Origin of the sequence: Rhizobium sp. BK491 (genome assembly GCF_014194925.1) — a bacterium.
In the GTDB taxonomy this organism is placed as follows: Bacteria; Pseudomonadota; Alphaproteobacteria; order Rhizobiales; family Rhizobiaceae; genus Rhizobium.
The window spans coordinates 1,551,647-1,576,313 of record NZ_JACIAR010000001.1; the positions used below are offsets into that span (position 1 = coordinate 1,551,647).

Annotated in this window: 25 protein-coding genes; 14 read left to right on the forward strand and 11 right to left on the reverse strand. The window is 59.9% G+C overall.

What is annotated here, in order from left to right; genetic code table 11:
* Nucleotides 1-8: 8 nt before the first annotated feature.
* Both lysS and FHX05_RS07700 read left to right on the forward strand, forming a co-directional pair.
* The gene (gene lysS / locus FHX05_RS07695) at nt 9-1,505 is read left to right on the forward strand and encodes a lysine--tRNA ligase (protein WP_183871141.1); all 1,497 of its coding nucleotides are present in this window, start codon (nt 9-11) and stop codon (nt 1,503-1,505) included.
* Nucleotides 1,506-1,557: 52 nt separating this feature from the next.
* Nucleotides 1,558-1,824 (forward strand): hypothetical protein, encoded by a 267-nt coding sequence (locus FHX05_RS07700; protein WP_015341182.1) that lies wholly within the window; start codon nt 1,558-1,560, stop codon nt 1,822-1,824.
* Between the two features lie 41 nt (nt 1,825-1,865).
* Here the strand turns inward: FHX05_RS07700 and FHX05_RS07705 are convergent, their stop codons facing one another.
* Nucleotides 1,866-2,702, reverse strand: a complete 837-nt coding sequence (locus tag FHX05_RS07705) for a hypothetical protein (protein ID WP_183871142.1) — start codon at nt 2,700-2,702, stop codon at nt 1,866-1,868.
* A 195-nt stretch (nt 2,703-2,897) separates the two neighbouring features.
* On the opposite strand from FHX05_RS07705, the gene FHX05_RS07710 reads away from it, so the two are divergent.
* The 7 genes from FHX05_RS07710 (at nt 2,898) to FHX05_RS07740 (ending at nt 9,911) form a co-directional block, all read left to right on the forward strand.
* The gene (locus tag FHX05_RS07710) at nt 2,898-3,806 is read left to right on the forward strand and encodes a LysR family transcriptional regulator (RefSeq protein ID WP_112343236.1); all 909 of its coding nucleotides are present in this window, start codon (nt 2,898-2,900) and stop codon (nt 3,804-3,806) included.
* Between the two features lie 170 nt (nt 3,807-3,976).
* On the forward strand, nt 3,977-5,137 hold the full coding sequence (locus FHX05_RS07715; protein WP_112400723.1) for an ABC transporter substrate-binding protein: 1,161 nt from the start codon (nt 3,977-3,979) through the stop codon (nt 5,135-5,137).
* A gap of 187 nt (nt 5,138-5,324) precedes the next feature.
* Entirely contained in the window at nt 5,325-6,311 is a 987-nt protein-coding gene (locus FHX05_RS07720; RefSeq protein ID WP_183871143.1) for an ABC transporter ATP-binding protein, read from the forward strand.
* Nucleotides 6,308-7,282: an ABC transporter permease gene (locus FHX05_RS07725; protein WP_183871144.1), complete on the forward strand. Its 975-nt coding sequence runs from the start codon at nt 6,308-6,310 to the stop codon at nt 7,280-7,282. The genes FHX05_RS07720 and FHX05_RS07725 overlap by 4 nt, the downstream gene beginning before the upstream one ends.
* The gene (locus FHX05_RS07730) at nt 7,272-8,087 is read left to right on the forward strand and encodes an ABC transporter permease (protein ID WP_183871145.1); all 816 of its coding nucleotides are present in this window, start codon (nt 7,272-7,274) and stop codon (nt 8,085-8,087) included. The genes FHX05_RS07725 and FHX05_RS07730 overlap by 11 nt, the downstream gene beginning before the upstream one ends.
* 13 nt (nt 8,088-8,100) lie before the next feature.
* Nucleotides 8,101-9,528: a gamma-aminobutyraldehyde dehydrogenase gene (locus FHX05_RS07735; protein WP_183871146.1), complete on the forward strand. Its 1,428-nt coding sequence runs from the start codon at nt 8,101-8,103 to the stop codon at nt 9,526-9,528.
* Nucleotides 9,529-9,737: 209 nt separating this feature from the next.
* On the forward strand, nt 9,738-9,911 hold the full coding sequence (locus FHX05_RS07740) for a DUF1328 domain-containing protein (RefSeq protein WP_037196276.1): 174 nt from the start codon (nt 9,738-9,740) through the stop codon (nt 9,909-9,911).
* A 32-nt stretch (nt 9,912-9,943) separates the two neighbouring features.
* Here the strand turns inward: FHX05_RS07740 and FHX05_RS07745 are convergent, their stop codons facing one another.
* Together FHX05_RS07745 and FHX05_RS07750 are read right to left on the reverse strand one after the other, a co-directional pair.
* A complete protein-coding gene (locus FHX05_RS07745; protein ID WP_112335212.1) occupies nt 9,944-10,618 on the reverse strand; it encodes a DUF1345 domain-containing protein in 675 nt (224 codons plus the stop codon).
* Nucleotides 10,619-10,724: 106 nt separating this feature from the next.
* Nucleotides 10,725-11,456 (reverse strand): SDR family oxidoreductase, encoded by a 732-nt coding sequence (locus FHX05_RS07750; RefSeq protein ID WP_112410131.1) that lies wholly within the window; start codon nt 11,454-11,456, stop codon nt 10,725-10,727.
* Between the two features lie 367 nt (nt 11,457-11,823).
* Here FHX05_RS07750 and FHX05_RS07755 point away from each other — a divergent pair, with 367 nt between their 5' ends.
* The gene (locus FHX05_RS07755; protein WP_112335214.1) at nt 11,824-12,615 is read left to right on the forward strand and encodes an IclR family transcriptional regulator; all 792 of its coding nucleotides are present in this window, start codon (nt 11,824-11,826) and stop codon (nt 12,613-12,615) included.
* Nucleotides 12,616-12,680: 65 nt separating this feature from the next.
* The gene (locus tag FHX05_RS07760; protein ID WP_183871147.1) at nt 12,681-13,517 is read left to right on the forward strand and encodes an amidohydrolase; all 837 of its coding nucleotides are present in this window, start codon (nt 12,681-12,683) and stop codon (nt 13,515-13,517) included.
* Nucleotides 13,518-13,642: 125 nt separating this feature from the next.
* On the opposite strand, the gene tal is transcribed toward FHX05_RS07760, so the two are convergent.
* The gene (gene tal, locus FHX05_RS07765; protein WP_112335216.1) at nt 13,643-14,608 is read right to left on the reverse strand and encodes a transaldolase; all 966 of its coding nucleotides are present in this window, start codon (nt 14,606-14,608) and stop codon (nt 13,643-13,645) included.
* Nucleotides 14,609-15,106: 498 nt separating this feature from the next.
* Between tal and FHX05_RS07770 the strand changes: the two genes are divergently transcribed.
* A complete protein-coding gene (locus FHX05_RS07770) occupies nt 15,107-16,096 on the forward strand; it encodes a sugar-binding transcriptional regulator (protein ID WP_112335217.1) in 990 nt (329 codons plus the stop codon).
* A gap of 64 nt (nt 16,097-16,160) precedes the next feature.
* Here the strand turns inward: FHX05_RS07770 and FHX05_RS07775 are convergent, their stop codons facing one another.
* Both FHX05_RS07775 and FHX05_RS07780 read right to left on the reverse strand, forming a co-directional pair.
* Entirely contained in the window at nt 16,161-17,033 is an 873-nt protein-coding gene (locus tag FHX05_RS07775; RefSeq protein WP_112400729.1) for a bifunctional helix-turn-helix domain-containing protein/methylated-DNA--[protein]-cysteine S-methyltransferase, read from the reverse strand.
* Between the two features lie 111 nt (nt 17,034-17,144).
* Nucleotides 17,145-17,648 carry a DUF2244 domain-containing protein gene (locus tag FHX05_RS07780; protein WP_112413525.1) on the reverse strand — a complete coding sequence of 168 codons (504 nt, stop codon included), beginning with the start codon at nt 17,646-17,648 and terminating at the stop codon, nt 17,145-17,147.
* Between the two features lie 22 nt (nt 17,649-17,670).
* On the opposite strand from FHX05_RS07780, the gene nth reads away from it, so the two are divergent.
* On the forward strand, nt 17,671-18,450 hold the full coding sequence (nth, locus tag FHX05_RS07785; RefSeq protein ID WP_183871148.1) for an endonuclease III: 780 nt from the start codon (nt 17,671-17,673) through the stop codon (nt 18,448-18,450).
* 2 nt (nt 18,451-18,452) lie between these two features.
* Here nth and FHX05_RS07790 read toward each other — a convergent pair whose 3' ends face one another.
* Nucleotides 18,453-19,169 carry a sulfate transporter family protein gene (locus tag FHX05_RS07790; RefSeq protein ID WP_183871149.1) on the reverse strand — a complete coding sequence of 239 codons (717 nt, stop codon included), beginning with the start codon at nt 19,167-19,169 and terminating at the stop codon, nt 18,453-18,455.
* 253 nt (nt 19,170-19,422) lie between these two features.
* On the opposite strand from FHX05_RS07790, the gene FHX05_RS07795 reads away from it, so the two are divergent.
* Nucleotides 19,423-20,274, forward strand: a complete 852-nt coding sequence (locus tag FHX05_RS07795) for a MurR/RpiR family transcriptional regulator (protein ID WP_183714240.1) — start codon at nt 19,423-19,425, stop codon at nt 20,272-20,274.
* A 5-nt stretch (nt 20,275-20,279) separates the two neighbouring features.
* On the opposite strand, the gene FHX05_RS07800 is transcribed toward FHX05_RS07795, so the two are convergent.
* The 4 genes from FHX05_RS07800 to FHX05_RS07815 form a co-directional block, all read right to left on the reverse strand.
* Entirely contained in the window at nt 20,280-21,863 is a 1,584-nt protein-coding gene (locus tag FHX05_RS07800) for an FGGY-family carbohydrate kinase (protein WP_112335222.1), read from the reverse strand.
* Nucleotides 21,864-21,883: 20 nt separating this feature from the next.
* Nucleotides 21,884-22,558 (reverse strand): HAD family hydrolase, encoded by a 675-nt coding sequence (locus FHX05_RS07805; RefSeq protein WP_015341204.1) that lies wholly within the window; start codon nt 22,556-22,558, stop codon nt 21,884-21,886.
* A 100-nt stretch (nt 22,559-22,658) separates the two neighbouring features.
* On the reverse strand, nt 22,659-24,140 hold the full coding sequence (locus FHX05_RS07810; RefSeq protein ID WP_183871150.1) for a mannitol dehydrogenase family protein: 1,482 nt from the start codon (nt 24,138-24,140) through the stop codon (nt 22,659-22,661).
* 146 nt (nt 24,141-24,286) lie between these two features.
* A partial coding sequence (locus FHX05_RS07815; RefSeq protein WP_183871151.1) for a TOBE domain-containing protein occupies nt 24,287-24,667 on the reverse strand: 381 nt, incomplete at its 5' end.

Consider the following 24,667-nt stretch of genomic DNA (forward strand, 5'->3'; position numbering starts at 1 on the left):
TTAAAACCATGAACGACAAGACCGAAGCCTCCGCCCTCTCCTCCGACGCAACGGAAGTTCGCGCGCAGAAGCTGAAGCTGCTGCGCGAGCAGATCGGCGACGTCTATCCGGCGCATTTCCACCGGACCATGACCAATGCCGAGCTCGCTGCGAAATACGAAGGCCTGGAGCCGGATACCGAAACCGGCGATGTCGTCACCGTTGCCGGCCGCGTCTATTCCTCGCGCAACTCCGGCATGTTCATGGACATCCACGACGCCTCGGCCAAGATCCAGATCTTCAGCCACAAGGACGTGACCTCGGAAGAAGCTCGCGCGTTGCTGCCGATGATCGATATCGGCGACATCATCGGCGTCACCGGCGTCGTGCGCCGCACCAAGCGTGGCGAACTGACGATCAATGCCCAGCAGATCACCATGCTGACAAAGTCGTTGTTGCCGATGCCGGAAAAGTGGCACGGCCTCTCCGATATCGAGCTGCGCTACCGCAAGCGTCATCTCGACATCATGACCAACGAGGAATCGAAGCTCCGCTTCCAGCAGCGCAGCCGCATCGTTTCCGGCATCCGCCGTTTCATGGAAAATGACGGCTTCATGGAAGTCGAGACGCCAATGCTGCATTCGGTCTATGGCGGCGCGACGGCCGAGCCGTTCAAGACGCATCACAACACGCTGAAGCTCGACATGTACCTGCGCATTGCGCCGGAACTGTTCCTGAAGCGCACGCTGGTTTCCGGCCTCACCGACAAGGTCTTCGAGATCAACCGCAACTTCCGCAACGAAGGCGTCTCCACCCGGCACAATCCTGAATTCACGATGATGGAGTGCTATTGGGCCTATGCCGATTACGAGGACATCATGGACCTCGTCGAGCGTCTGTTCTCGACGCTCGCCATGTCGATCCATGGCAGCACCGAATTCGCGTTCGGCGACAAGCAGATCTCCTTCGAGGGCCCGTTCCGCCGCGTGCCGATGCCCGATGCCGTCAAGGAAGCGACCGGCATCGACTTCCTGGCGATCAAGACCGACGAAGAAGCCCGCGCCGCCTCCAAGGCTGCCGGCTTCGCCGTCGAGAAGGATGCGACCTGGGGTGAATGCCTTGCCTTCATCTTCGAAGAGAAGGTCGAGGGCACACTGATCCAGCCGGCACACGTCACGCATTTCCCGAAGGACATCTCGCCCTTCGCCAAGGAAGTGCCGGGCGAGCCGCGCCTCGTCGAACGTTTCGAGACCTATTGCAACGCCTGGGAACTCGGCAACGCCTTCTCGGAACTCAACGATCCGGAAGAGCAGCGCGCCCGCATGGTCGAGCAGCTCCAGCAGGCGCATGCACGCGGCGAGAAGGAAAAGCAGCTGGACGAGGAATTCCTCGATGCCATCGACCAGGGCATGCCTCCGGCAGGCGGTCTCGGCATTGGTGTGGACCGCCTCATCATGCTGTTGACCAACTCGCCATCGATCCGCGACATCATTCTTTTCCCGGCCCGTCGCAACAAGGCCGATTGAGACCGGTTTGGTCCTTCGAACATCAAAGGTGCGTATTATGACGGATAAAGAGATGCCAGCCGCAGACGATAGCGAGCATCAGCGGCTGGCCGATCTCGCTGAGATCGGCGACATCGATCTCTCGCAATACGCACCGGGAACGTTCGGTTGCCACGAGGCGATGCACACCGTATCGATCATGCTCGACATGACCGACGACCTGCTTCTTCAGCACCCCGCCATCCTGGCGAATCCGGACTTCTATCGTCTTGCAGGTGAGGTTCACGAGGCGCTTTTCGCGCTCTACCAGGCTATCGGCGAAAAACATCTGGCGGAATAAGGCTGTTACTTGTCCGCCGGATGGCGCGAAGCCAGCTTTGATCAGTTGGTGACGGGCGAGCGACGGTCGGCTGCACCCGTCATGGTCGGGTCCAATCCCGGTGATGGGCTCTTGTCTTTGGAACCGGCATCAGCCCCGATGAACTCGCCGTTCTCATCATAGCCCGGCCGCACATTGCCCGTCGATTTCGGCTCCGGCAGCGGCGGCTTGGCATCGCGGCTCTCGCCCTGTTTTGCGGCCGTTTTCTCTTCCGCAGCGATCGCTGCCTTCATCTTGTCCTTCTTGGCGTCGCCGCCATTGTCCGCTGCCAGCGCATTGCCGCAGTCGGACAGATCCTTCAATCCAGCGATCGCCGCATCGATATCCTGCGGCAGCATGGTAATCTGCTCGCCGTAAAACAGGCCAGCATTACTGGCGCCACCATCGTAATAGCGCGCCGTCAGCGGTGCTTCGGAGCTGCCATCGACCAGCCGGTCGGGATGGGCCACATAGACGACATCGGCGCCAAAGGCCCGGCCGCGCAGGTCGGAGCGCAACGTCGGTCCGTTCTGGTCGAGAACCACAACCTGTACGAGATCCGGCTTCTGTTCCTGATAGACGGCCTTGGCAACGCGGAGCGCGGTTCTGACCCGCGTCAACCCATCGGTCGGCTCGGTGCGAATATATTTGCGAACCCAGAAGCGGTTGTCCTTGCGGATCGTGATGAGATTGACGTCGGTGCACTGGAGCCCGTCGGGGGAAGCAGATACAAGACCGAGCAGCCTGTCCTTGCCAACATAAAGCGCAAAAACGCCGGAGGACCCCACGAGAAGGGCCACTCCGCCGATCAGTACGACAAGTTTCCGGGGTACCCGGAAAATGTGCAGTAAGGCGCTCACGCCAACTGCTCCCTCATAGACCACTCCAAGGCGACAAAAATGATCAACCCTCACGTTAGGGAACTGGCGTTTCGGAATACTTAAAACCGAGGTAAAACTTGCATCGCGTTCGACATCGTTACCAAAAAAGGTCCAAACTTTCACAGCTATGACGAGCACTTGCCTTTCCTGACGCGAACATGCTCTAACCGGAACATGGCCTTCACGCTGAGACAGCTGCAATACTTCGTCGCCGTGGCGGAACAGGGCTCCGTGACGCGGGCCGCGCAGAACCTGTCGATCTCGCAATCCTCTGTGACCGAAGCCCTCAAGGAGCTGGAAAGCGACCTCGGCGTCGAGCTGTTCGAGCGCCATCCGCGCGGTCTGTCGATCACCCACAACGGTCATCAATTCCTGCGCCATGCGACGAAGATCCTCGCAACCGTTTCCGACGCTCGCACCAGCTTTTCCGGAAAGCGGAACGAAGCCGGCGGCACGCTGAATATCGGCGTGACGTCGCTTGTCGCCGGCTATGTTCTGTCAGATCTTCTGGCACGCTATCGCCGTGCCTGCCCCGGCGTCGAGGTCAGCGCCATCGAGGATAATGGCGGCTATCTGGAACATCTTCTGGTGGGTGGCGAACTCGACGTCGCCGTCATGGTCATTTCCAACCTGCGCGACCGCATGGCCCTGCAGGCGGAGATCCTCGAAACTTCGCCCTACCGGCTCTGGCTGCCGATGGGCCACCCCCTTGTCTCGGCCGATATCATCAGTGTCGCCGACATCAGCCGTGAGCCGCTGATCATGCTGACCATCGACGAAATCGAGGAAAACACCGGCAAGCTTTTGACCGCGCTCGGCGCCCGCCCACATGTCGCCTTCCGCACCCGCTCTGTCGAAGCGGTGCGCAGCCTGGTTGCGACGGGCGCCGGTGTCGCACTGCTGCCGGACCTCGTCTATCGCCCCTGGTCGCTGGAAGGCGATCGCATCGAAAGCCGCGACGTCTCCGGCTCTTTGCCGGTCGTGCAGGTCGGCATGGTCTGGCGCAAAGGCTCCAGCCTGCCGCAAGCGGCCCGCGATTTCGTCGGCGTCGCCGAAAGCATGCGCTCGGGCCGGCAGCGGTAGCAGAGGCCCGCTACCAGCTCATGCATATGCGCTAGGAATCGGAAATTCCGATATCGCCTTTCTGATAAATGAATTTGCGAATGCGGCAAAATCGCGTCACCTTTTCTTCCGGGAACAAAAAGCCAGCCACTGGCTCCACGCCATCAAGGCTCAAAAACCGGGAGAGTCCGATGAAGCATCTGCTGAAATCATGCACGGCCGTGCTCGCATGCCTTAGTTTCGCAACACAGGTCATCGCCGCCGAGCCATTGAAGACGCTCGGCAAGGGCGAAGGTGCGGTCAGCATCGTCGCATGGGCCGGCTATATCGAACGCGGCGAAAGCGACAAGAATTACGATTGGGTCACCGGCTTCGAGAAGGAGACCGGCTGCAAGGTCAGCGTCAAGACGGCGGCGACATCGGACGAAATGGTCGCCCTGATGAACGAAGGCGGCTTCGACCTCGTGACCGCATCCGGCGATGCCTCGCTGAGACTCGTCGCCGGCAAGCGCGTGCAACCGATCAACACCGACCTCATCCCGAGCTGGAAGAACCTCGACGAACGCCTGAAGAATGCCCCCTGGCATACTGTCAACGGCGTTCACTACGGCGTTCCCTATCTCTGGGGACCGAACGTGCTGATGTACAACACCGCCGCCTTCAAGGACCAGGCGCCGAAGAGCTGGAATGTCGTCTTCGAAGAAACGACGCTGCCGGATGGTAAGTCCAACAAGGGCCGCGTTCAGGCCTATGACGGCCCGATCTACATTGCCGATGCCGCCCTTTACCTCATGGCGCACAAGCCCGAACTCGGCATCAAGGACCCCTACGAACTCAACGAAGATCAGTACAAGGCCGCACTCGAATTGCTGCGCGGCCAGCGCAAGCTCGTCAGCCGCTACTGGCATGATGCCATGATTCAGACCGACGACTTCAAGAACGAAGGCGTCGTTGCCTCCGGCTCCTGGCCGTTCCAGGTGAACCTGCTGCAGGCCGACAAGCAGAAGATCGCCTCCACCTTCCCGGATGAGGGAACGACGGGCTGGGCCGATACCACCATGCTGCATGCCGATAGCGAGCATCCGAACTGCGCCTATATGTGGATGGAACACTCGCTGCAGGCCAAGGTTCAGGGCGATGCAGCCGCCTGGTTCGGCGCCGTACCTTCCGTTCCGGCCGCCTGCAAGGGCGATGAGCTCCTGACCGACAGCGGTTGCGCCACCAATGGCTATGACCACTTCGACAAGATCAAGTTCTGGAAGACGCCGGTCGCGAAATGCAGCACGCAGAGCGAATGCGTGCCCTATCATCGCTGGGTCTCAGACTATATCGGCGTGATCGGCGGGCGGTGATCTCTATCTTCTCCCCAGCGGGGAGAAGATGCCTGACAAGGCAGATGAGGGGGATGAGGAACGAAGTGACGAATGTCCTGAGCGGCTAGCGAAGGACAGTCTATGCCGCACCAATCCCTCATCCGACCCTTCGGGCCACCTTCTCCCCAAGGGGAGAAGGAAAAACAACCCTTCCCTGGAGAAACCAATGAACGCCGTTCGTTTCCAGCAGGTGTCGCGCCATTTCGGCCAGGTCCGCGCTGTGGACCGCGTCGACCTGGAGATCGCACCCGGCGAATTCTTCGCCATGCTCGGCCCTTCCGGTTCCGGCAAGACCACCTGCCTCAGGCTGATCGCGGGTTTCGAGCAGCCGACGGGCGGCCATATCGAGATCTTCGGCGAAACTGCCGAAGGCGTGCCGCCCTACCGGCGTAACGTCAACACGGTGTTCCAGGATTATGCGCTCTTTCCGCATCTCAATATCCTCGACAACGTCGCCTATGGGTTGATGGTCAAGGGTGTCGGCAAGGCCGAACGGCTGAAGGCCGCCGAACAGGCGCTGGAGCTGGTCAAGCTACCTGGCTATGGCGCCCGCCGTCCTGGTCAGCTCTCCGGCGGCCAGCGACAGCGCGTGGCGCTCGCCCGCGCTCTGGTCAACAAGCCGAAGGTATTGCTGCTTGATGAGCCGCTCGGCGCGCTCGACCTGAAACTGCGCGAGCAGATGCAGGAGGAGTTGAAGAGCCTGCAGCGCGCGCTCGGCATCACCTTCGTCTTCGTTACCCACGATCAGGGCGAGGCCCTGTCCATGGCCGATCGCGTCGCCGTTTTCAATGACGGCCGCATCGTGCAGCAGGGTACGCCGCACGATATCTATCAACGGCCGAAGACCCGCTTCGTCGCCGATTTCGTCGGCTCCTCCAATGTCATTGCCCCCGACACCATGTCGTCGCTCGGCGGCGAACGGCGTTGGGCGAGCCTGCGCCCCGAAGCCATCCGGTTGACTGAGGAGAGCGGCGTGGCGGCGACCGTGAAAGCGACGAGCTTTCTCGGTGCCGCTACCCGCCTCTCCGTCGAAGCAAACGGCACCCGGCTGCATGTGACGGTACCCGCCGGGCAACTAGCCCCGGATACCGGTGCGTCCGTTCGCCTCGCATGGCTGCCTGCCGATATCCATTATATGGACGACGCCGCATGAACGCCGCAGCCTTCCCCGCCTCGGCGAAGCAAGCGCCGACCTCGATCCTGCCGCGGCGCGGCGGCGTCTTCGGTCGCCTCTCCGATCTCTTCTGGCGGCGCCCGAAACTGCTGTTGTTCCTGATGCTGACGCCGCCGCTGCTCTGGCTCGGCATCATCTATATCGGCTCGCTGATTGCGCTGCTGCTGCAGAGTTTCTTCTCGATCGACGACTTCTCGGGAATGGTGAATTACGAATTCACGCTCTCGACCTATGCGCAGCTGCTGAATAGCGCGAACTTCGACATCATCGTGCGCACGGTGGTCATGGCGGCTCTCGTTACACTCGCCTCCGCTTTCGTCGCCTTCCCCATCGCCTATTATGCGGCGCGCTATGCGCAAGGCAAATGGAAGGCACTGTTCTATCTCGGTGTCATGCTGCCGCTCTGGTCGAGCTATCTGGTGAAAGTCTATGCCTGGAAGCTCATCCTCGCCAAGGAAGGCATCCTCACCTGGATCTTCGACAAGCTGCATCTTGGCTGGCTGCTCGACGGCGTGCTTGCTTTGCCCGTCATCGGCGGCAACTCGCTCTCGGTCAGCTATATCGGCACCTTCCTTGTCTTCGTCTATATCTGGCTGCCCTATATGATCCTGCCAACGCAGGCCGCCCTCGAACGCGTGCCGGCGAACCTGCTGGAAGCCTCCTCCGATCTCGGCGCGACGCCGAACCAGACCTTCCGCACGGTGCTGCTGCCGCTCGCTTTGCCTGGCGTTGTCGCCGGCTCCATCTTCACCTTCTCGCTGACATTAGGCGATTACATCATCCCGCAGATCATCGGCTCCTCGCGCCTCTTCATCGGCCAGGCCGTCTATGCGCAACAGGGAACCGCCGGCAACGTGCCGCTTGCCGCCGCCTTCTCGGTCGTGCCGATCGTCATCATGGCCATCTATCTCTGGATCGCCAAGAAACAGGGAGCTTTCGATGCGCTCTGATCGTGGCCAACGCGCCTCATTCCCGCTGAAGATCGCAGCAGCAGGTGGCCTGCTCTTCCTGCATCTGCCGATCCTGCTGATCTTCGTCTATGCCTTCACGACGGAGGAAAAGAGCTACCAGTGGCCGCCGCCGGGGCTTACCCTGCAATGGTTCGGCATCGCTTGGAACAGGCCGGATGTCTGGTCGGCACTAGGGCTGTCGGTGCAGGTCGCGACCATCGCGACCGCCATTGCATTGATCCTCGGCACGCTCTGCGCCGCCGCAGTCAGCCAGACGAAGTTCTTCGGCCGCGAGGCGATCTCGCTGCTGGTCATCCTGCCGATCGCGCTGCCCGGCATCATCACCGGCATCGCACTGCGCTCCGCCTTCAGCCTGTTCGACATCCCCTTCTCGGTCTGGACCATCGTTCTCGGCCATGCCACTTTCTGCGTCGTCGTTGTTTATAACAACGCCGTCGCCCGTTTCCGCCGCACCTCCGGTTCGCTGATCGAGGCGTCGATGGATCTGGGCGCGGATGGCTTCCAGACCTTCCGCCATGTCGTCCTGCCGAACATCGGCACGGCGCTGCTTGCCGGCGGCATGCTCGCCTTCGCGCTGTCCTTCGATGAAGTCATCGTCACCACCTTCACAGGCGGCCAGCAGATGACCTTGCCGATCTGGATGCTGGAGGAACTCATTCGCCCGCGCCAGCGACCCGTGACCAACGTCGTCGCCATGGTTGTCGTGCTTGTCACCTTTCTGCCTATCCTGGCAGCCTACTATCTTACCCGCGACGGCGACCAGATCGCCGGCGGCGGCAAATGAAAGGGAGATAATAATGGATACCCAAATGCTGATCGGCTCCCGCTTCGAAGCCGGCACGGAGACGGAAGAGCGCGTCCTCAACCCGAAGACGGGCGAAACTGTTCTCAACTTGCCCGAGGCGTCACTAGGCCAGATCGATGCCGCCGTCGACGCTGCCGAAAAAGCCTTCTCGAGCTGGTCGCAGACGACGCCAAGCCAGCGTTCGGCCTATCTCCTCAAGATCGCCGACGCCATCGAGCGCGATGCCGAAGGCTTCGCCGCGTTGGAAGCGTTGAACTGCGGCAAGCCGATCAATGCCGTGCTCAACGATGAAATCCCGGCGATTGTCGACTGCTACCGCTTCTTTGCCGGTGCGGTACGCAACCTACACGGCCCGGTCGCCGGCGAATATCTGCCCGGCCACACCTCGATGATCCGCCGCGACCCGATCGGCATCGTCGGCTCGATTGCACCGTGGAACTATCCGCTGATGATGATGGCCTGGAAGCTGGCGCCGGCGATTGCCGGCGGCAACACCGTCGTCTTCAAGCCCTCCGAACAGACGCCGCTGACGGCGCTGAAGATGGCGAAGCTTTTGGCTGATGTGCTGCCGGAAGGCGTTGTCAATGTCATCCTCGGCCGTGGCGAGAGCGTCGGCAACGCACTGATCAACCATCCGAAGATCGGCATGGTCTCGATCACCGGCGATGTCGCGACCGGCAAGAAGGTCTTGCAGGCGGCCGCCAAGACGGTCAAGCGCACGCATCTCGAACTCGGCGGCAAGGCCCCCGTCATTGTCTTCGACGATGCCGATATCGACGCCGTCGTCGCCGGCATCCGCACCTTCGGCTACTACAATGCCGGCCAGGACTGCACCGCCGCCTGCCGCATCTATGCCGACGCCAAGGTCTACGACAACTTCGTCGCCGACCTGACGTCTGCCGTTTCCAGCATCAAGTTCAACCTCGCTGACGATACCGAGAACGAAATTGGCCCGCTGATCTCCAAGCGTCAGCGCGACCGCGTCGAAAGCTTCGTCACCCGCGCCGCCGAACACAAGCATATGGAGATCACAACAGGCGGCAAGATCTCCGGCGAACGCGGCTTCTTCTATGCGCCGACGGTCGTTGCCGGCGCGACGCAGGATGACGAGATCGTCCGGCGCGAAGTTTTCGGTCCTGTCGTCTCCGTCACCCGCTTCACCAATCCCGACGACGCCGTCGCCTGGGCCAATGACAGCGATTACGGCCTTGCCTCCTCCGTCTGGACCAAGGACATCAGCCGCGGCATGCAAACCGCTGCCCGCCTGCAATATGGCTGCACCTGGATCAACACCCACTTCATGCTGGTCAACGAAATGCCGCATGGCGGGCTGAAGCAATCCGGCTACGGCAAGGATATGTCGGTCTACGCTATCGAAGACTATACAGCCGTGCGGCATGTGATGATCAATCATGGGTGAGGCGCGGTTCGGCGTAGCCGAAGTAATCGATCCAGTGGATCGATGACAGCGCCGAACGCCCTGAGCCGTGCGAAGGGCCGGCAAGCCCCAATATGAACGAGGCCCGATCCAGCCTTAACCAGCAGAATCGGGCGTTAATCGAAACGCCCTCGGAACAAATCACCCTCCTCCCGCGTCTTTATGAAGTACAACGCAGAGGAGACAGCTAAATGCTGAAATGGGCTCTCATTTTCTTTGTGATTTCGCTGATCAGCGGCTTTTTCGGCTTTTCGGGCGTGTCCGCGGCAACCGCAACCATTGCGCGCGTTCTCTTCGCCATCTTCCTGATCATCTTCCTGGTGTTCCTGGTTCTCGCCGTCATGGCCGGCAATGCGGTCGTCTAGCAATATAAGCCGCGACTATCGAAGGGGCGGGCCTAGATCAGGCTCGCCCCGACATTTATGGCGAGCGCGAGGATCGTCGTGTTGAACAGGAACGACAGGATTGCATGGAGGAGCGCCAGCTTACGCATCGAGACGGTGGAAATACCGATATCGGCGGTCTGCGCCGCAACGCCGATCGTGAAAGAGAAGTAGAGGAAATCCCAATAGATCGGCTCCTCCAAAGGCTCGGCGAATTTCAGCCCCTGCCCCTTGCCCGGAGTGCTGTAAAACCGGTGCGCATAGTGGATGGTGAACAGCGTGTGCAGGAAAGTCCATGATATCAGGATCGTCACGATCGCCATCATCACGCGGTAGAAGGCGATTTCGGGCGAGGCGTCCTTGACGCCAAGCAGATCAAGCGCGATGCCGCCGATGCTTGCGAGCGCTGCCGCAATCGACAGGAACAGCAGGAAACCATCCGAGAAATCGAGATCGGCCGAGCGCTTGCGGATGCGCTGCGGGTCGGCCGTCAGCATGCGGTAAAGGCTATAGACGATGAAGACGACGGCGGTCGTATCCCAGGCGATCAGCAGATTGCTGGCATTGAAGTCTCTGGAGGTCAGGAGCAGGAAAACGGCAAGACCAGCAAGCACCGAGATCACGATCACATGGTGCTTGCGCCACAGAACGAGGCCTCTTGAACGATGCAACAATCCGTTCGCATCCATGCCGCTCTCCCGATCGCAAACCGTCTGTTACAAACCGATTCGCAAACGAGAGTGGCAAATAAAAGGAGGCCCCGCAACACGAAGCCTCCGATAGCGAAAAACGGCTTCAGCCCGTCCAGCCGCCGTCGATGACGTGGATCTGGCCTGTGGTGAAACCCGCCTCGTCGCCGGCAAGGTAGGTCACCAGCGCGGCGATCTCCTCGGCGGTCGCGATTCGGCCCATCGGCTGGCGGGCGATGAAATCCTTGAGCGCCTTGTCATAGTCACCGGTTGCCTTCAGCCGCTCATGCAGCGAGGGGCTATCGACCGTGCCAGGGCAAATCGCATTGGCACGGATGCCCTTGGCAACAAAATCGGCAGCGATCGACTTGGTAAGGCCGATTACGGCAGCCTTCGAAGCGCAATAGGCGAAACGGTTGGGCACGCCCTTCACGCTGGAAGCGACCGAGGCCATATTGACGATCGAACCCTTGCCCTTTTCCAGCATGCCCGGCAGGAAGGCGCGGCAGGTCGTGTACATTGCCTTGGCATTGAGGTTGAAGGAGAAATCCCAATCCTTTTCCTCGCAGTCCAGGATCGTGCCGGCATGCACGAAACCGGCGCAGTTGAAGAGCACGTCGATCGGGCCAAGCTCTTCCGCGTAGGCCTTGACGGCAGCGCTATCGAGCACGTTCAACACATGCTTGGTCGCACCGTCCAGCGTAGAGAGTGTCTGCTCGTTGATATCGGTGGCGTAGACATGCGCGCCAAGCGAGATGAAGCGCTCCGCCGACGCCCGGCCGATGCCCTGTCCCGCCGCCGTAATGACGACCTTCCTGCCTTCCAATCCATGACCCATAATCCTGATCCTTTCCTCCGGGACCATGATCCTATCCAGTTCCACCAGCTGCATCGCCGGCACCAGGGATAAGATCATGCAATAACAATCAGTTAGCGTAGCCTTGCGCTACCTTCTGAGGACCGCACGAAGCGGCCGCTCAGCCTGTCAACGAGGACTGTATGTTGTTCGCCACTTGGCAGTCCATCGCTAATCACTCCCCTCCAGGCTGGGACCAATCGTCCGATTGCCCTCTGGACCCTTTACAGGCCGATAATTTATAAGCAAACATCTTATTCACTGATCGTCAAGTCGCGTTCACTTACTTGTAAAATTTCATCATTCATATATGAATGATTGATATATTTTATCGCATGAGGGCTTGTTCATGAGCATAGAAGACGACAGTGATCGCTATCGCGCACCGGCCTTGGACAAGGGGCTCGACATTCTCGAATTGCTGGCGAGGATCGATGGCGGGCTGACGCAGGCGGAAATCGCCAAGGCGCTCAACAAGAGTCCCAACGAATTCTATCGCATGCTCGATCGTCTCGTGCGGCGCGGCTATGTGCAGCGGCAGGACGGCGATCGCTTCTATCTGACCCTGAAGCTTTTCGGCCTCGCGCATTACCATGCGCCGGTGCGCCGCCTCGTCTCCTTCGCCACGCCCCTGATGCGCGAATTTTCCAATCGAGCCGAGCAGGCCTGTCATCTGGCGATATACGATCGCGGCTCCGTCGTCGTCATTGCCCAGCAGGATTCGCCGACCTATTGGGGCATCTCGATCCGTGTCGGTGCCCAGCTCAATCTCTATAATACCGGCTCAGGTCACATTCTCCTGGCATTCAAGGATGAAAAGCAGCGCCAGATGATGATCAACGAGCAAAGGCGCCAGGAACCGGACCCTGAGGAGCCACCTGCGGATCTCGAAGAGAAGCTCTCGGCAATCCGCGAGAACGGCTTCGAAACCATGGACAGCCTGCAGACGAGTGGCGTTCACAATATTTCCGCGCCCGTTCTGGCGATGGACGGTAATGCGCTGGCCGCGTTGACCTGCCCCTATATCCAGGCCGTGAACCCGAAGGCGCCGACGCGTCAGCAAGTAGTCGAATATGTGCGGCAAACAGCCAAGGCGATCTCCGAAATCGTCGCGGGGACTGTGGACCAGGCCGAGCTATAATTTTTATTTGAATGAATAATTCTTCTGTGAGTATGTAGAGAGCTAGCAGCCCGGGGAGGAACGCCATGCTTTTCGACAGCCATCTTCACATCGTTGACCGCAAGCGGCTGGGCTATCCTTGGCTGGCGGATGCCGGCGCACTCAATCGTGACAGTCTTTATGAAGATTATGCGCGAGAGGCCAAACGCCTTGGGATCACCGACACGCTGCACATGGAAGTCGATGTCGCCGAAGAGGATATCGAGCGCGAGACCGAATATGTCAAAGGCCTGAGCCGCGAGCCCGACAGCCTGCTGCGCGGCGCCATCGCCGCCTGCCGTCCCGAAAGCCCCAACTTTCCCGCATATCTCGAGCGAGCGCTCGCCGACCCCTTCGTCAAAGGCTTCCGCCGCGTGCTGCATGTCGTGCCGGATGACGTCTCAGAGGGTGTCCTCTTCCGCGAAAACCTGAAGCGGCTAAGCGATACCCTCCTTACCTTCGATCTCTGCGTCCTGCCGCATCAGATATCCAAGGCGATCGCGCTCATCGACCTCAATCCAAATATTCGCTTCATCCTCGACCATTGTGGCGTGCCTGCGGTGAAGGATGGGCTGAGCGAAAGCTGGTCGTTGGGCATCAGCGAGGTGGCGAAACGGCCGAATGTCATCGTGAAGATTTCCGGCGTTGTCGCCTATGCCGATCCGGGCAACTGGTCGCCGGAAACGTTACGGCCGTTCGTCGAACATTGCATCGCAAGCTTCGGCTGGGACCGCGTCATCTGGGGCAGCGATTGGCCCGTCTGCACGCTTGGCGGCAATCTCTCCACCTGGGTCGCCGCCACTCATGCCCTGATGCATGGTGTCAGTGCCGACGAACGCAATCGGCTCTATCGCCTCAATGCAAAGCGCCTCTGGTCTCTCTAAGGCTGCGCCTATGCCGTCTAACTGCGGCGACCTCAAAGCTCTGTCTTCAAACAAAAAGGGCGCCGCATCCCTGCGACACCCTGTCGAATCATAGCTCCCCCCGACGGAGAGACGCCCGATCACCGTCAAGCGGCTGCGAGCTGCAGTTCCTTGCTGACCATGGCGCGCAGCGTGCCGAGATCCTTGGCGAAAGCGCGGATGCCTTCGGAGAGCTTCTCGGTAGCCATCGCATCTTCGTTCATCATCCAGCGGAAGGTCTTTTCGTCGACCGCGATCTTCTCGACCGAGCCCTTGGGCTCCGGCGAGAGCTTGCGCTCCAGCTTGCCTTCATCCTTGGAAAGTTCGTCAAGCAGGTTCGGGCTGATCGTCAGGCGATCGCAGCCGGCCAGCGCTTCGATTTCGCCGGTATTGCGGAAGGAGGCGCCCATGACGATCGTCTTGATGTCGTTGGCCTTGTAATAGTGGTAGATGTCACGCACCGAGACGACGCCCGGATCTTCCTCTGCCGTGTAGTCCTTGCCGGTCGACTTCTTGTACCAGTCGAGGATGCGGCCGACGAAGGGCGAAATGAGGAATGCCTTGGCGTCGGCGCAGGCAATCGCCTGGGCCTTGCTGAAGAGCAGCGTCAGATTGCAGTCGATGCCTTCCTTTTGCAGCACTTCGGCGGCGCGGATGCCTTCCCAGGTGGAAGCGAGCTTGATCAGGATGCGGTCACGCTCGATGCCGCGCTCTTTGTAGGCGGCGATGATGGCGCGGGCCTTGGCAAGCGAAGCTTCCGTGTTGAAGGAGAGGTCGGCATCGACTTCGGTCGAGACACGACCGGGAACGAGGCCGGAAAGCGCTGCACCGACGGAAATTGCCAGGCGGTCGGCAACGGCGGCAACCACGGCCTCGGAGGCACCGCCCTGTTTCTTGCCCCAGGCAACGGCTTCCTTGATCGCATCGGCGAACATCGGCGTGCCCAGTGCCTTCAACACGATCGTCGGGTTGGTGGTGCAATCCACCGGCTTCAGGCGGGCGACTGCCTCGATATCGCCGGTGTCGGCCACGACCGTGGTCATGGCGCGGAGTTGGTCAAGCTTGGAAGTCATAACAGGTATCCTTGTTGAATGAAGCCCATTGGAATGGGAGATGTTGGCAGCAGATCCGGTCTTTTCGCCGGACGGGACCGAAGGCGTCGGGGTGTAGCCTTCCTTCTCCTATGTGTCGGTAACGGGATAAAACGCGCTGGAGTTCCATTTCCGGTGAACGGCCGAGCGGTGAAGAACAACCTTCCGAAAGCAGGCTTTTCACCGGCACCGGGCGCCCTATATGGCTCCCTGTCCGGTCTGGCACTTGCTTGCAGCAGCACTCGCACATTGTCCTCCTCGGTTGGACAAGACCGAATTCCTCATCACCGACTATCAGCAATCTCGCATCGAAAAGTCAAGGACATTTGTGCAATTCGATTGACATAAGTTTCATGTCATAGAATATCGGCAGCAGAAGAGCCGATCTCGCCTGCTCCAGTCATCCGCCATCATTCCTTTTCGCATCTCAGGCGGATCATGACGTTAAACGGCGCATGCGACAATCTCGCCGGAGGACCTGTGGCCAAACTGAGACGCGGAACCCACACCGCCTATTCGGAGACCTCCTCCCTGAGGCTTCGCGCCGCTTGGCTTTATTACAACCAGGGCCTGACGCAAAAAGATGTCGCCGAACAGCTGGGTATCAGCCGCACCACCGTCATCCGCCTGCTGGACGAGGCCATGCGCCGCGCCGAGGTGCAGATCTGGATCACCGAAGGCATCGATGACTGCGTTGAACTGGCGATCAAGCTCGAGCGCACCTTTGGCCTCGATGAAGCGATCGTCGTTCCCGAGCCGGCCAATGGAGATGTGAACGCACAGGCAAAGAGCGTCGGCCTGGCACTCGGCCAGTTCCTGACCGAAGCCATCCCCGACAACTATACGATCGGCGTCGGCTGGGGCCGGACGATGACCGCGTCGCTTGCAAGCTTCCGCCCGACCCGCCGTGACAATTGTAAGGTGGTTTCCCTGCTCGGCGGCATCGTCGCCGTCCATCAGACCAATCCGATCGATTACACTTGGCGTCTGGCAAGCCAGCTCGGCGCGGAGTGCTACATGTTCCTGGCGCCGCTTCTCGTCGACTCCGTCGAGACCAAGCGCAATCTCATCGAGAAATGCGGGCTGGAAGCCATCTACCGCCTCGCGGAGAATCTCGATCTCGCTATCGTCAGCTGCGGCGACATCGGACCGCACTCGACATCGCTGTCGGAAGGTTTCATTTCGAAACGCGAGCTGGAAGAGCTGATCGAAATGGGCTGCGTCTGCGACACCATGTTCAACTTCCTCGATGCCGAGGGCAATTCCGTCGATCACCCGATCAACAAGCGCGTCATGTCCGTCGATCTCGATACGCTGAAAAAGGCCAAGCACATCGTGATCTCCTCCGGCGGCGCCCACCGCGCCCGGGCGATCAGCGCCACCATCAAGCGAATCGGCTGCAATACTTTGATTACGGATGAAAGTGCTGCGAAGGCGCTGCTGCAGATGGCTATGGCGAAGGCGGCTTGAGAAGCTTGATGCGAGTTTACGGAGAGTGCGCCCCCCTCCGCAAACTTCAGAGCCTCAGCCCCCCTCAAGCATCCCCCGCTTCCCATCCCAGCATCGCCCGCTTGCGCGTCAGCCCCCAGTGATACCCCGTAAGCTGCCCATTTTTGCCCAGCGCGCGATGGCAGGGCACGACAAAAGAGATCGGGTTGCGGCCGACCGCCGCACCCACGGCCCGCATGGCCGTCGGCTGGCCGATATCCCTTGCGATGTCGGAATAGGTCACCGCGCGGCCCATTGGGATCTTCAAAAGGCTCTCCCAGACGCGGAGTTGGAAATCCGAACCGATCAGCACGACCCGCAGCGGCTGATCACTCGACCAGTTCCCTCGCTCGAAGATGCGGGCCGCGTAAGGTGCGGTCGCATGCGGATCCTCGATGAACTCTGCATTCGGCCAGCGGCAGGTCATGTCGGCGAGACAAGCCTTCTCATTGCCGGAATCGCTGAAGGCGAGACCGGCAAGGCCGCGATCGGTGACCATGATCAAGGCAAGACCAAAGGGCGAGATGTGAAACGCATAGCGCATCACCAGACCGCTGCCCCTCGCCTTCCATTCGCCCGGAGACATCGCCTCATGTGTGACGAAGAGATCGTGCAGCCGGCTTGGCCCGGAAAGGCCGACCTCGAAAGAGGTCTCCAGCAGCGGCAGATCCTCCTTGCGCAAAAGGCGCTTGGCATGATCGAGCGTGACGGCCTGGAGGAACGCCTTCGGTGACAGCCCGGCCCAGCGTGTAAACGTCTTCTGCAGCTGGGTCGGCGACTGCCCGAGCCTTTCGGCCAGCATCTCCAGCGACGGCTGGTCGCGATATTCCTCAGTGATGAGCTCGATGACCTCCCGCACGGTGTCGTAATCCTGACCTTCCGGGGTGATGTCTTTCTTCAGCTGTGCAATCGCATTCATGATCTTTCTCCTTGAAAAGGAGAAAACCACGGCAAGACGGCTAAAACCACCCGTTTCTTGCGCCAGTGGTCTCTCTGCAAAAATGTGATATCGCCGGTCTGTAAAGTCCGCTCATATCCGTTGCGTCACGGTCGCCAAGGCACGCTTGAAGGCCTTGGCAAAGCTCTCACGATCTTCCGGATTGAGGAAGGAGCCGACATCGGTGTCGTGGCTTCTGTCGCGAACATGCATGGAAACAACGCCGATCTCGCTGTGACGGCGAACCAGGAACCGCGTCCAAAACGGATTGAAATCATGCTCCACCATGCGGCCCGTCGGCGAGAATTTGCGGATGGAAACGTTGGTGCGCGATACCGTTACCTCTTCGCGCACACGGCCCGAGCGGTAGTTCAGCCAGAAGGCGCCATAGAGCAGGAAGAAATCGGCACCGAAGAAAATGCCGATCGGCCAGGCGCCGCGCGTGACGAAGAGAATGCTGTAGAAGAGACAGAAGATGCCCGCCAAGGCCAGCATGACCCTGAACCCCTTTCGCGACAGCGAGCGATGGGGAAACAATTCGGCAGCGAAAACCGGCCTGTTGCCGTCTCCAGCCGTATCGGCGTTGCGTTTCGTCATAGGACTTGAGTATAGGTCGCTTATGGCAAATCCAAAGATCAAATCCAGCGCCCAAACCGCGAAAAAGTCAAATGCGACCGCAGGCCGCAAGCCGGCGGGAAAGAGCCTTTATTCCAAAGCGGAGTTGGAAGAGATCTTCCGGCGTTTCTCCATCCAACGGCCGGAACCGAAGGGCGAGCTGGAGCACGTCAATCCTTTCACGCTGGTCGTTGCCGTGGCGCTTTCAGCGCAGGCGACCGACGCCGGCGTCAACAAGGCGACGCGTGCCCTCTTTGCCGTTGCCGATACCCCGCAGAAGATGCTCGATCTCGGCGAGGAGCGCATCCGCGAATATATCAAGACGATCGGCCTTTACCGCAATAAGGCGAAGAACGTCGTGGCTCTGTCGGAAAAGCTGATCACGGATTTCGGTGGCGAGGTGCCGCGCACCCGCGAAGAATTGATCACCCTACCCGGCGTCGGCCGCAAGACCGCGAATGTCGTGCTTTCCATGGCTTTCGGTCAGGCGACGATGGCCGTCGATACACATATCTTCCGCATCGCCAACCGGCTGCTATTGGCTCCCGGCAAGACGCCCGACGAAGTCGAGCAGCGGTTGATGAAGATCATTCCCGACCAGTATCTCTACCACGCGCACCATTGGCTGATCCTGCATGGCCGCTATATCTGCAAGGCGCGCAAGCCCGAATGCGAACGCTGCGTCATTGCCGACCTCTGTCGCTCCCCGGAAAAGACATGGGACATACCTGCTCCTCTGGTCGAACTTCCGCCGCAGATCATCGGAGCTGAAGCGGCGAGCTAAGCCTATCTTGACCGCAGCTTCGCCTCCCTGTGCGAGATCAGCTTGTGCAGATGTACCATCATGCCGGCAGCAAAGAGCGGCGTCAGCAGATTGAGCAGCGGGATCGCCAGAAACGCCGCGATCACCAGGCCGGCCAGGAAGACCGTGAGAGCGTGCTTGACGCGGAATTCCCGCGCCTCGTCCGGCGAGCGGAAACGCATGGCGGCAAATTCGAAGAATTCCCGCCCCAGCAGATAGCCGTTCACCAGAAAGAAGGCGACGAGATTGACGCCCGGAATGAACAGCAGGAACAGCGCCACGATGTTGCCGACGATGACGACGCCGAGAAAGCGTAGGGAACTCTTCATCGCCGCGACGATTGGCATTGCCGTTCCCGGCGCATCACCCGGATAGTCGCGCTTTTCCACCACTTCGGCGACGTCGTCGAGAAATAGGCCGGCAATCAGCGCCGTGACCGGTGAAATCAGCAGCGCCATCGCCAATGCCAATGCAATCCCGGCGAAGATGGCAAGAAGGAATGCGAGCCAACCCGTCCAATCCGAGGTGGATGGCATGAAGCCCTGCAGCCAAGGCAATACGAGGAAATTAAAGACGCCCCGCAGGACGAACCACAGCACGAGGAGCGCCAGCAATGTAAGGCCGAGTACCTTCCAGAAAACTTTGCGCGTTTCAGGCGCAAAAAGATTTTCGAAGGAGCGGCGGGCGGCAAGGCCAATCATTCGTTCTACCTCTCTTAGTGGCAAATGGACACTTAAGAAACGGTTGTATCGATATCAATATCCCGCAGAGATATATGAATGTGACAATTAAAAATTTGAATTATTGTAATACATTTTGCACTAATATATTCTGTACGCCACATTAGGAACAACAACCGCAACAAGAACGGCGGCCAGATCAAAATTGAATAGCCAATGGGCGTAGAAATTGGCGCAACATAACATCGAAAAGACCATCAAAGAGGCGCAAAACTTGGAAGACCTTAGCCAGAAACTTAGACAATATATAAAGATCGGCACTCCGGCCGAACGAAGAATTGCTAAGTATTTCTCCGAGCATTTGAATGAACTACCCTTCGAGACGGCCTCCTCCGTTGCCGACAGGCTGGAATTGAGCCCGATGACGGTAGGTAGGTTTCTGCGGTCGCTCGGCTACCACGGTCTCGATGGGATAAAGGTGCACCTCAAGGAAAATGCGCCCGGTATCACATCGCAATTGCCCAATATCCTGGAACAGCTGCAGAAAGATGCGAGCGAAGGGCGCCCGCTTGCGACGCAGATTGCCGAACAGATCGAGATGCTGCAGCATATTTACAACCTCGCCGGCCAGCCGCAATGGCGCGACGCGGTTTCGACAATTCTGTCCTCCGGACATGTCTTTGTCACCTCTCACCCGAGTCTCGCAGGGATCGGTCGCTATTTTCGCGATCGCCTGACCTTCGCCCGCGATCAGGTCCTTTTCCTTGACGGCGCCAATGGCAGCTACATCGAGCTGTTCGGCGAGCCCGCCGAAGACGGATTGCTTGTCGTCATCGACTCCCCGAGCTTTGTCACCTCACGGCTTCTGGCTCGCTCGGCTCGTCGGGCAGGCTACAAGGTATTGCTGTTAACTGGACAATTCACGGAATGGGCGCATGAATTCGCAAACATCACGCTGTCCCTGCCGCCGCAGCGCGCCAACAGCCGCGAAAATCTTTCAGCCATAATGGCGCTGCTGGAATATCTGGCGACTTCTGTCGCTCACGCCGCGGGCGAAGCGGCGGAAACGAGGACGCGCCGCATAGAAGAGCTTCAGGGCATGTTCGCCCAGGCACCGCTCCGGTAATCCGCCTATTCCATGGCATCCAGCTCCGCGCGATGGCGATACATGGCGAGGAAACGTCGGTAGTCACGATCGTAGAGTTTCGTCTTTTCGGCATTCGGCAGCCGCTCATGACCGCCCGGATACATGGCGGCGCCGGCAACGCCGAGGCTTTCGTGAATCCCGCAGGAGACGGAAGCTGCGATTGCCGTGCCAAGCAGCACGGTTTCGTTCATCTTCGGGATGACCACCTTGCAGCCGGTCACGTCCGAGTAGAGTTCCATCAGCACCGAATTCTTCACATGGCCGCCGGCGACGTGCAGCGTGTCGGGCACATAGCCATAATCCCGCATCCGCTCCAGGATATGGCGAATGCCGAGCGCAATGCCGACGCTGGTGCGCCAGTACAGCCGGCAGAGGCCATCGAAGGACGCATCCAGCGTCATGCCGCTGATGACACCCAACGCATGCGGATCGGCAAGGGGAGAGCGATTGCCGTGAAAATCGGGCAGCACATGGATACGCCCGCCAAGGGAATCGCCCTCCGCACGCCTGAGCTCCGCAATCCGCCGGACGATACGATCGTGCAACGCCGCTGTCGGCGGCCCACCGGCCGCATGCATGCTGACGATATGATCGAGCAGTGCGCCCGTCGCCGACTGCCCGGCCTCGGCGAGCCACATCCCCGGGAAGACAGCCTCGTAATATGGCCCCCACATGCCTGTGCTGCGCTTGCGCTCGCGCGCAAAGGAAACGACACAGCTCGAGGTTCCCGCAATCAGCGCCAGTTGATGTTCCAACGTGGTGGCGTCGCCGGCATGGGCTGCAAGCGCGCCTAGCGCGCCCGCGTAGGCGTCGATCATGCCCGCACCGACATGGCATTTACGGTCGAGACCCAGCGCGTGCGCCGCCTCGGCCGTCAGTGTGCCGATAGACCGTCCAACGGCAACGCTCTCGTCAGGCAGGCTGCCGCGTTCGCGCAGATCGCCAAGGCCGATCACATTGAGGAAATCGGCCTGCCAGCCCGGCTCGCGATGCGCAAGATAGTTCCATTTCGCCACCAGCGTCGAACGCGACCGTGCAAGCGAACCGGTCGCCTTCCATGTCATGAAATCGGCGAGGTCGAAAAAATAGCCGGCCTCAGCCCAGGTTTCCGGCAGGTTTTCCTTCAGCCACATCAGCTTCGGCATTTCCATTTCGGGCGACATGAAAGCGCCGGAATATTCAAGAACCGCATGCTTCGTCGCCGTGCAGTAATCCGCCTCAGCCAACGCCCGATGATCGAGCCAGACGATGGTGTCGAACCTTTTCTCGCCGCCGGTGGAAACGGTGAGCTGCCCGCCATCGCGGTCACGCACGACCAGCGAGCAGGTCGCATCGAAGCCGATCGCGCCGATGACAGAGGAGTCGACACCGGCAGCCTTTACCGCTGCGCGAACGACGATGCAGACGGCAGTCCATATGTCTTCAGAATCATGCTCGGCGTGGTTTTCACGCGGGCGATTCATCAGGATCGGATGTTCGCTTTTACCCAGCAGTGAACCGCTCGCGGTGAAGACACCAGCGCGCGCGCTGCCTGTGCCGATATCGACCGCAACCACGTGATCACGCATGCAAAAGAGGTCCCGCCCACTTATCTCTTGTTGCGGACAAGTTGTATCAATTCCGGCATCGCGTCAAACACGACTTCCGGCGAAAGCTGCTCCAACTCCGCCCGGTAACTCGGCGAATGGGCATGCGAACCACCGGTGAAGGCAAAGACCGTCATGCCGGCCGCACGCGCTGCCGTGATGCCCGCCGGGCTATCTTCTACGACGATGCAATCCTTCGGCAGAACGCCCATCTTTTCGGCCGCATAGAGGAAAAGATCCGGCGCCGGCTTGCCGCGTTTCACCATGCTGGCACTGAATATATTCGGCTCCAGTCTGTCCAGCAGTCCGGTCACGCCGAGCGAGAGGCGGATGCGCTCCAGCTGGCTGGACGAGGCGACGCAGCGCGGCAGCGAAAGCGCATCCAGCGTCGCGCCGATCCCGTCGATCGGCTTCAGCTCATGCTTGAAGCGTTCATAGAGATCGTTGCGGATGCGGTCGAGAAATGCCTGATCGATAAAGACGTCGAATTCCGTCTGCATCGTATCGACGAGCGTCGCCAGGCTCTTGCCGAGGAAGCGGCTATAGACATCCTCTTCGCTCATCTCTACGCCGACATCATGCATCGCCTGAATGAGCACGCCGACCGACAGCGGCTCGCTGTCGACAAGCACACCATCGCAATCGAAGATTACGAGCCCTGTTCCCGCATCCGCCATCACTGATCCAACCTGAATTCTATTCGTAGCCCTGTCATGCCCGAAACACCGGCGGGACAATGGAAAACGGCCGGAACAGGAGAGGTCCGACCGTTCGAAATTATTCCGCGAGTTTGTTGTCCAAGTATAGCTGCAGGGTGACGCGGGTACCCTTTTCCCACAGCGTTTTCAGTGCATGCGCAAAGCGCTTGCTGAAAAGATCGGATTTGGCGACATCTCCGAAGATGTCGTCGAATACGAGGAAGGCATTCGGATCGTCCTTCGCCTTGAGGGCGGCTTCATGCAGCCGATCGGCGCTGGCATCGTTGAAGACGATCTCCTTGCCGCTGTCGCTCTTGCCGGCGAAGTAACGGCACCACAACGCCGAAACGAGCGATAGGCCGACAATATCCTCGCCGCGGCGGAGACGATCCGCCGTCGATGGCAGGATGAATTTCGGCTGGCGGTTCGAGCCGTCCTGCGCCAGCCGCGGGATGGTATCGGCGATCTTTGGATTGGCGAAGCGGTGTTCGATCAGCTTGAAGTAATCCGCAAGCACGGTATTTGGCACCGGCGGGATGACGGGGATGATCTCGTCATTTTCGAGCTTGGCCAGAAAGGCGCGGATCAGCGGCTCTTCCATGGCTTCATGCACGAAATGAATATCCATCAGCGCCGCCGGATAGGCGATGGCCGCATGGCCGCCATTGAGGATGCGGATCTTCATGTGCTCATAGGGGGTGACGTCGGGCACGAAGGTGACGCCGACCTTTTCAAGCGGCGGACGACCGGCCGGGAAATTGTCCTCCAGCACCCATTGCTTGAACTCTTCGCAATAGACCGGCCAGTTGTCTTCGATATCGAAAGCTTCTTTGAGCAAGTCGATCTCACGCGCACCCGTTGCCGGCGTAATGCGGTCGACCATGCCGTTCGGAAAGGCGACGTTCGCGGCGATCCAGTCGGCAAAGGCCGGGTCGGAAAGCTTTGCCGTGCCGACGACGGCGGCTTTGGTGACGCCGCCATTATGGGGGATATTGTCGCAGGACATGACGGTGAAGGGGGGCAGGCCGGCAGCGCGACGCGCCTTCAGACCGGCGACGATCAGGCCGAACACCGTCTTCGGCGCATCCGGGTTCTGCCCATCGGCCACGATTGCCGGATGGGCGGGATTGAACTTGCCCGAGGCATCGATGAAGTAGCCACCCTCGGTAATCGTCATCGAGACGATGCGGATTGTGGGGTCAGCGAGCTTGGCAATGATCGCCCTGGCGTCGCCGACCGGCAGGATGTCGATCATGGGCGCGGTGACACGCGCAGCCGTGCGGTTGTTGTCCTGCTCGACAACGGTCGTCAGGAAGTCCTGGGCGGCCAGCTTTTCACGCATGGCTGCATCCGACGGCAATACGCCGGCGCCGATGATCGCCCAGTCATGCGCCTCGCCCGTATTGAAAAGGTCGTCGAGATAGATTGCCTGATGGGCACGATGGAAATTGCCGACACCGAAATGCACGATACCAGCCGAAAGCGACTTCCGGTCATAGGCAGGAATGGCCACCTTTGCAGCCGCCTGCTGGAGAGTTGCGAGCGATAATTTGCACGTCATGTCTCTGGTCCTTCTGAAAGGTCTTGGCTCCGGGCGGCAGGGAAACCCGCGCCGGCTGGTATGCTTGACCGGTGCACGCAGATCGATGATGCGAACCGGAACAGATGCGTCGGCCGTGCCCGCTCCAGCGCACACGGCCTTGGCTTTTAAGCTGAAATCGCAAGCCCTTCGGCGTTGAACCGGTGAATATGCGCCTTGTCCGGTGTCAGGTAGACGGTATCGCCGGCCCGGGCCGGGAAATCGCCCGAGCCGCGCGCAGTCACCGTGCCGATCCCGTCAACGTCGATGTGCAGGAAAGTGTCGGAGCCGAGATGCTCGGCCACGAGCACCTTGCCCTGCCAGTCGCCTGCGGTAGTCGACAGCAGGGTATGTTCCGGCCTGACGCCGATCGTGTCGCCGCCAAGGCTCTGGGCATAGGCGCCCTTGACGAAATTCATCTTCGGCGAGCCGATGAAGCCCGCGACGAAGAGGTTGCGCGGGCTGCGGTAGAGCTCCAATGGCGAACCCACCTGCTCGATATTGCCGCG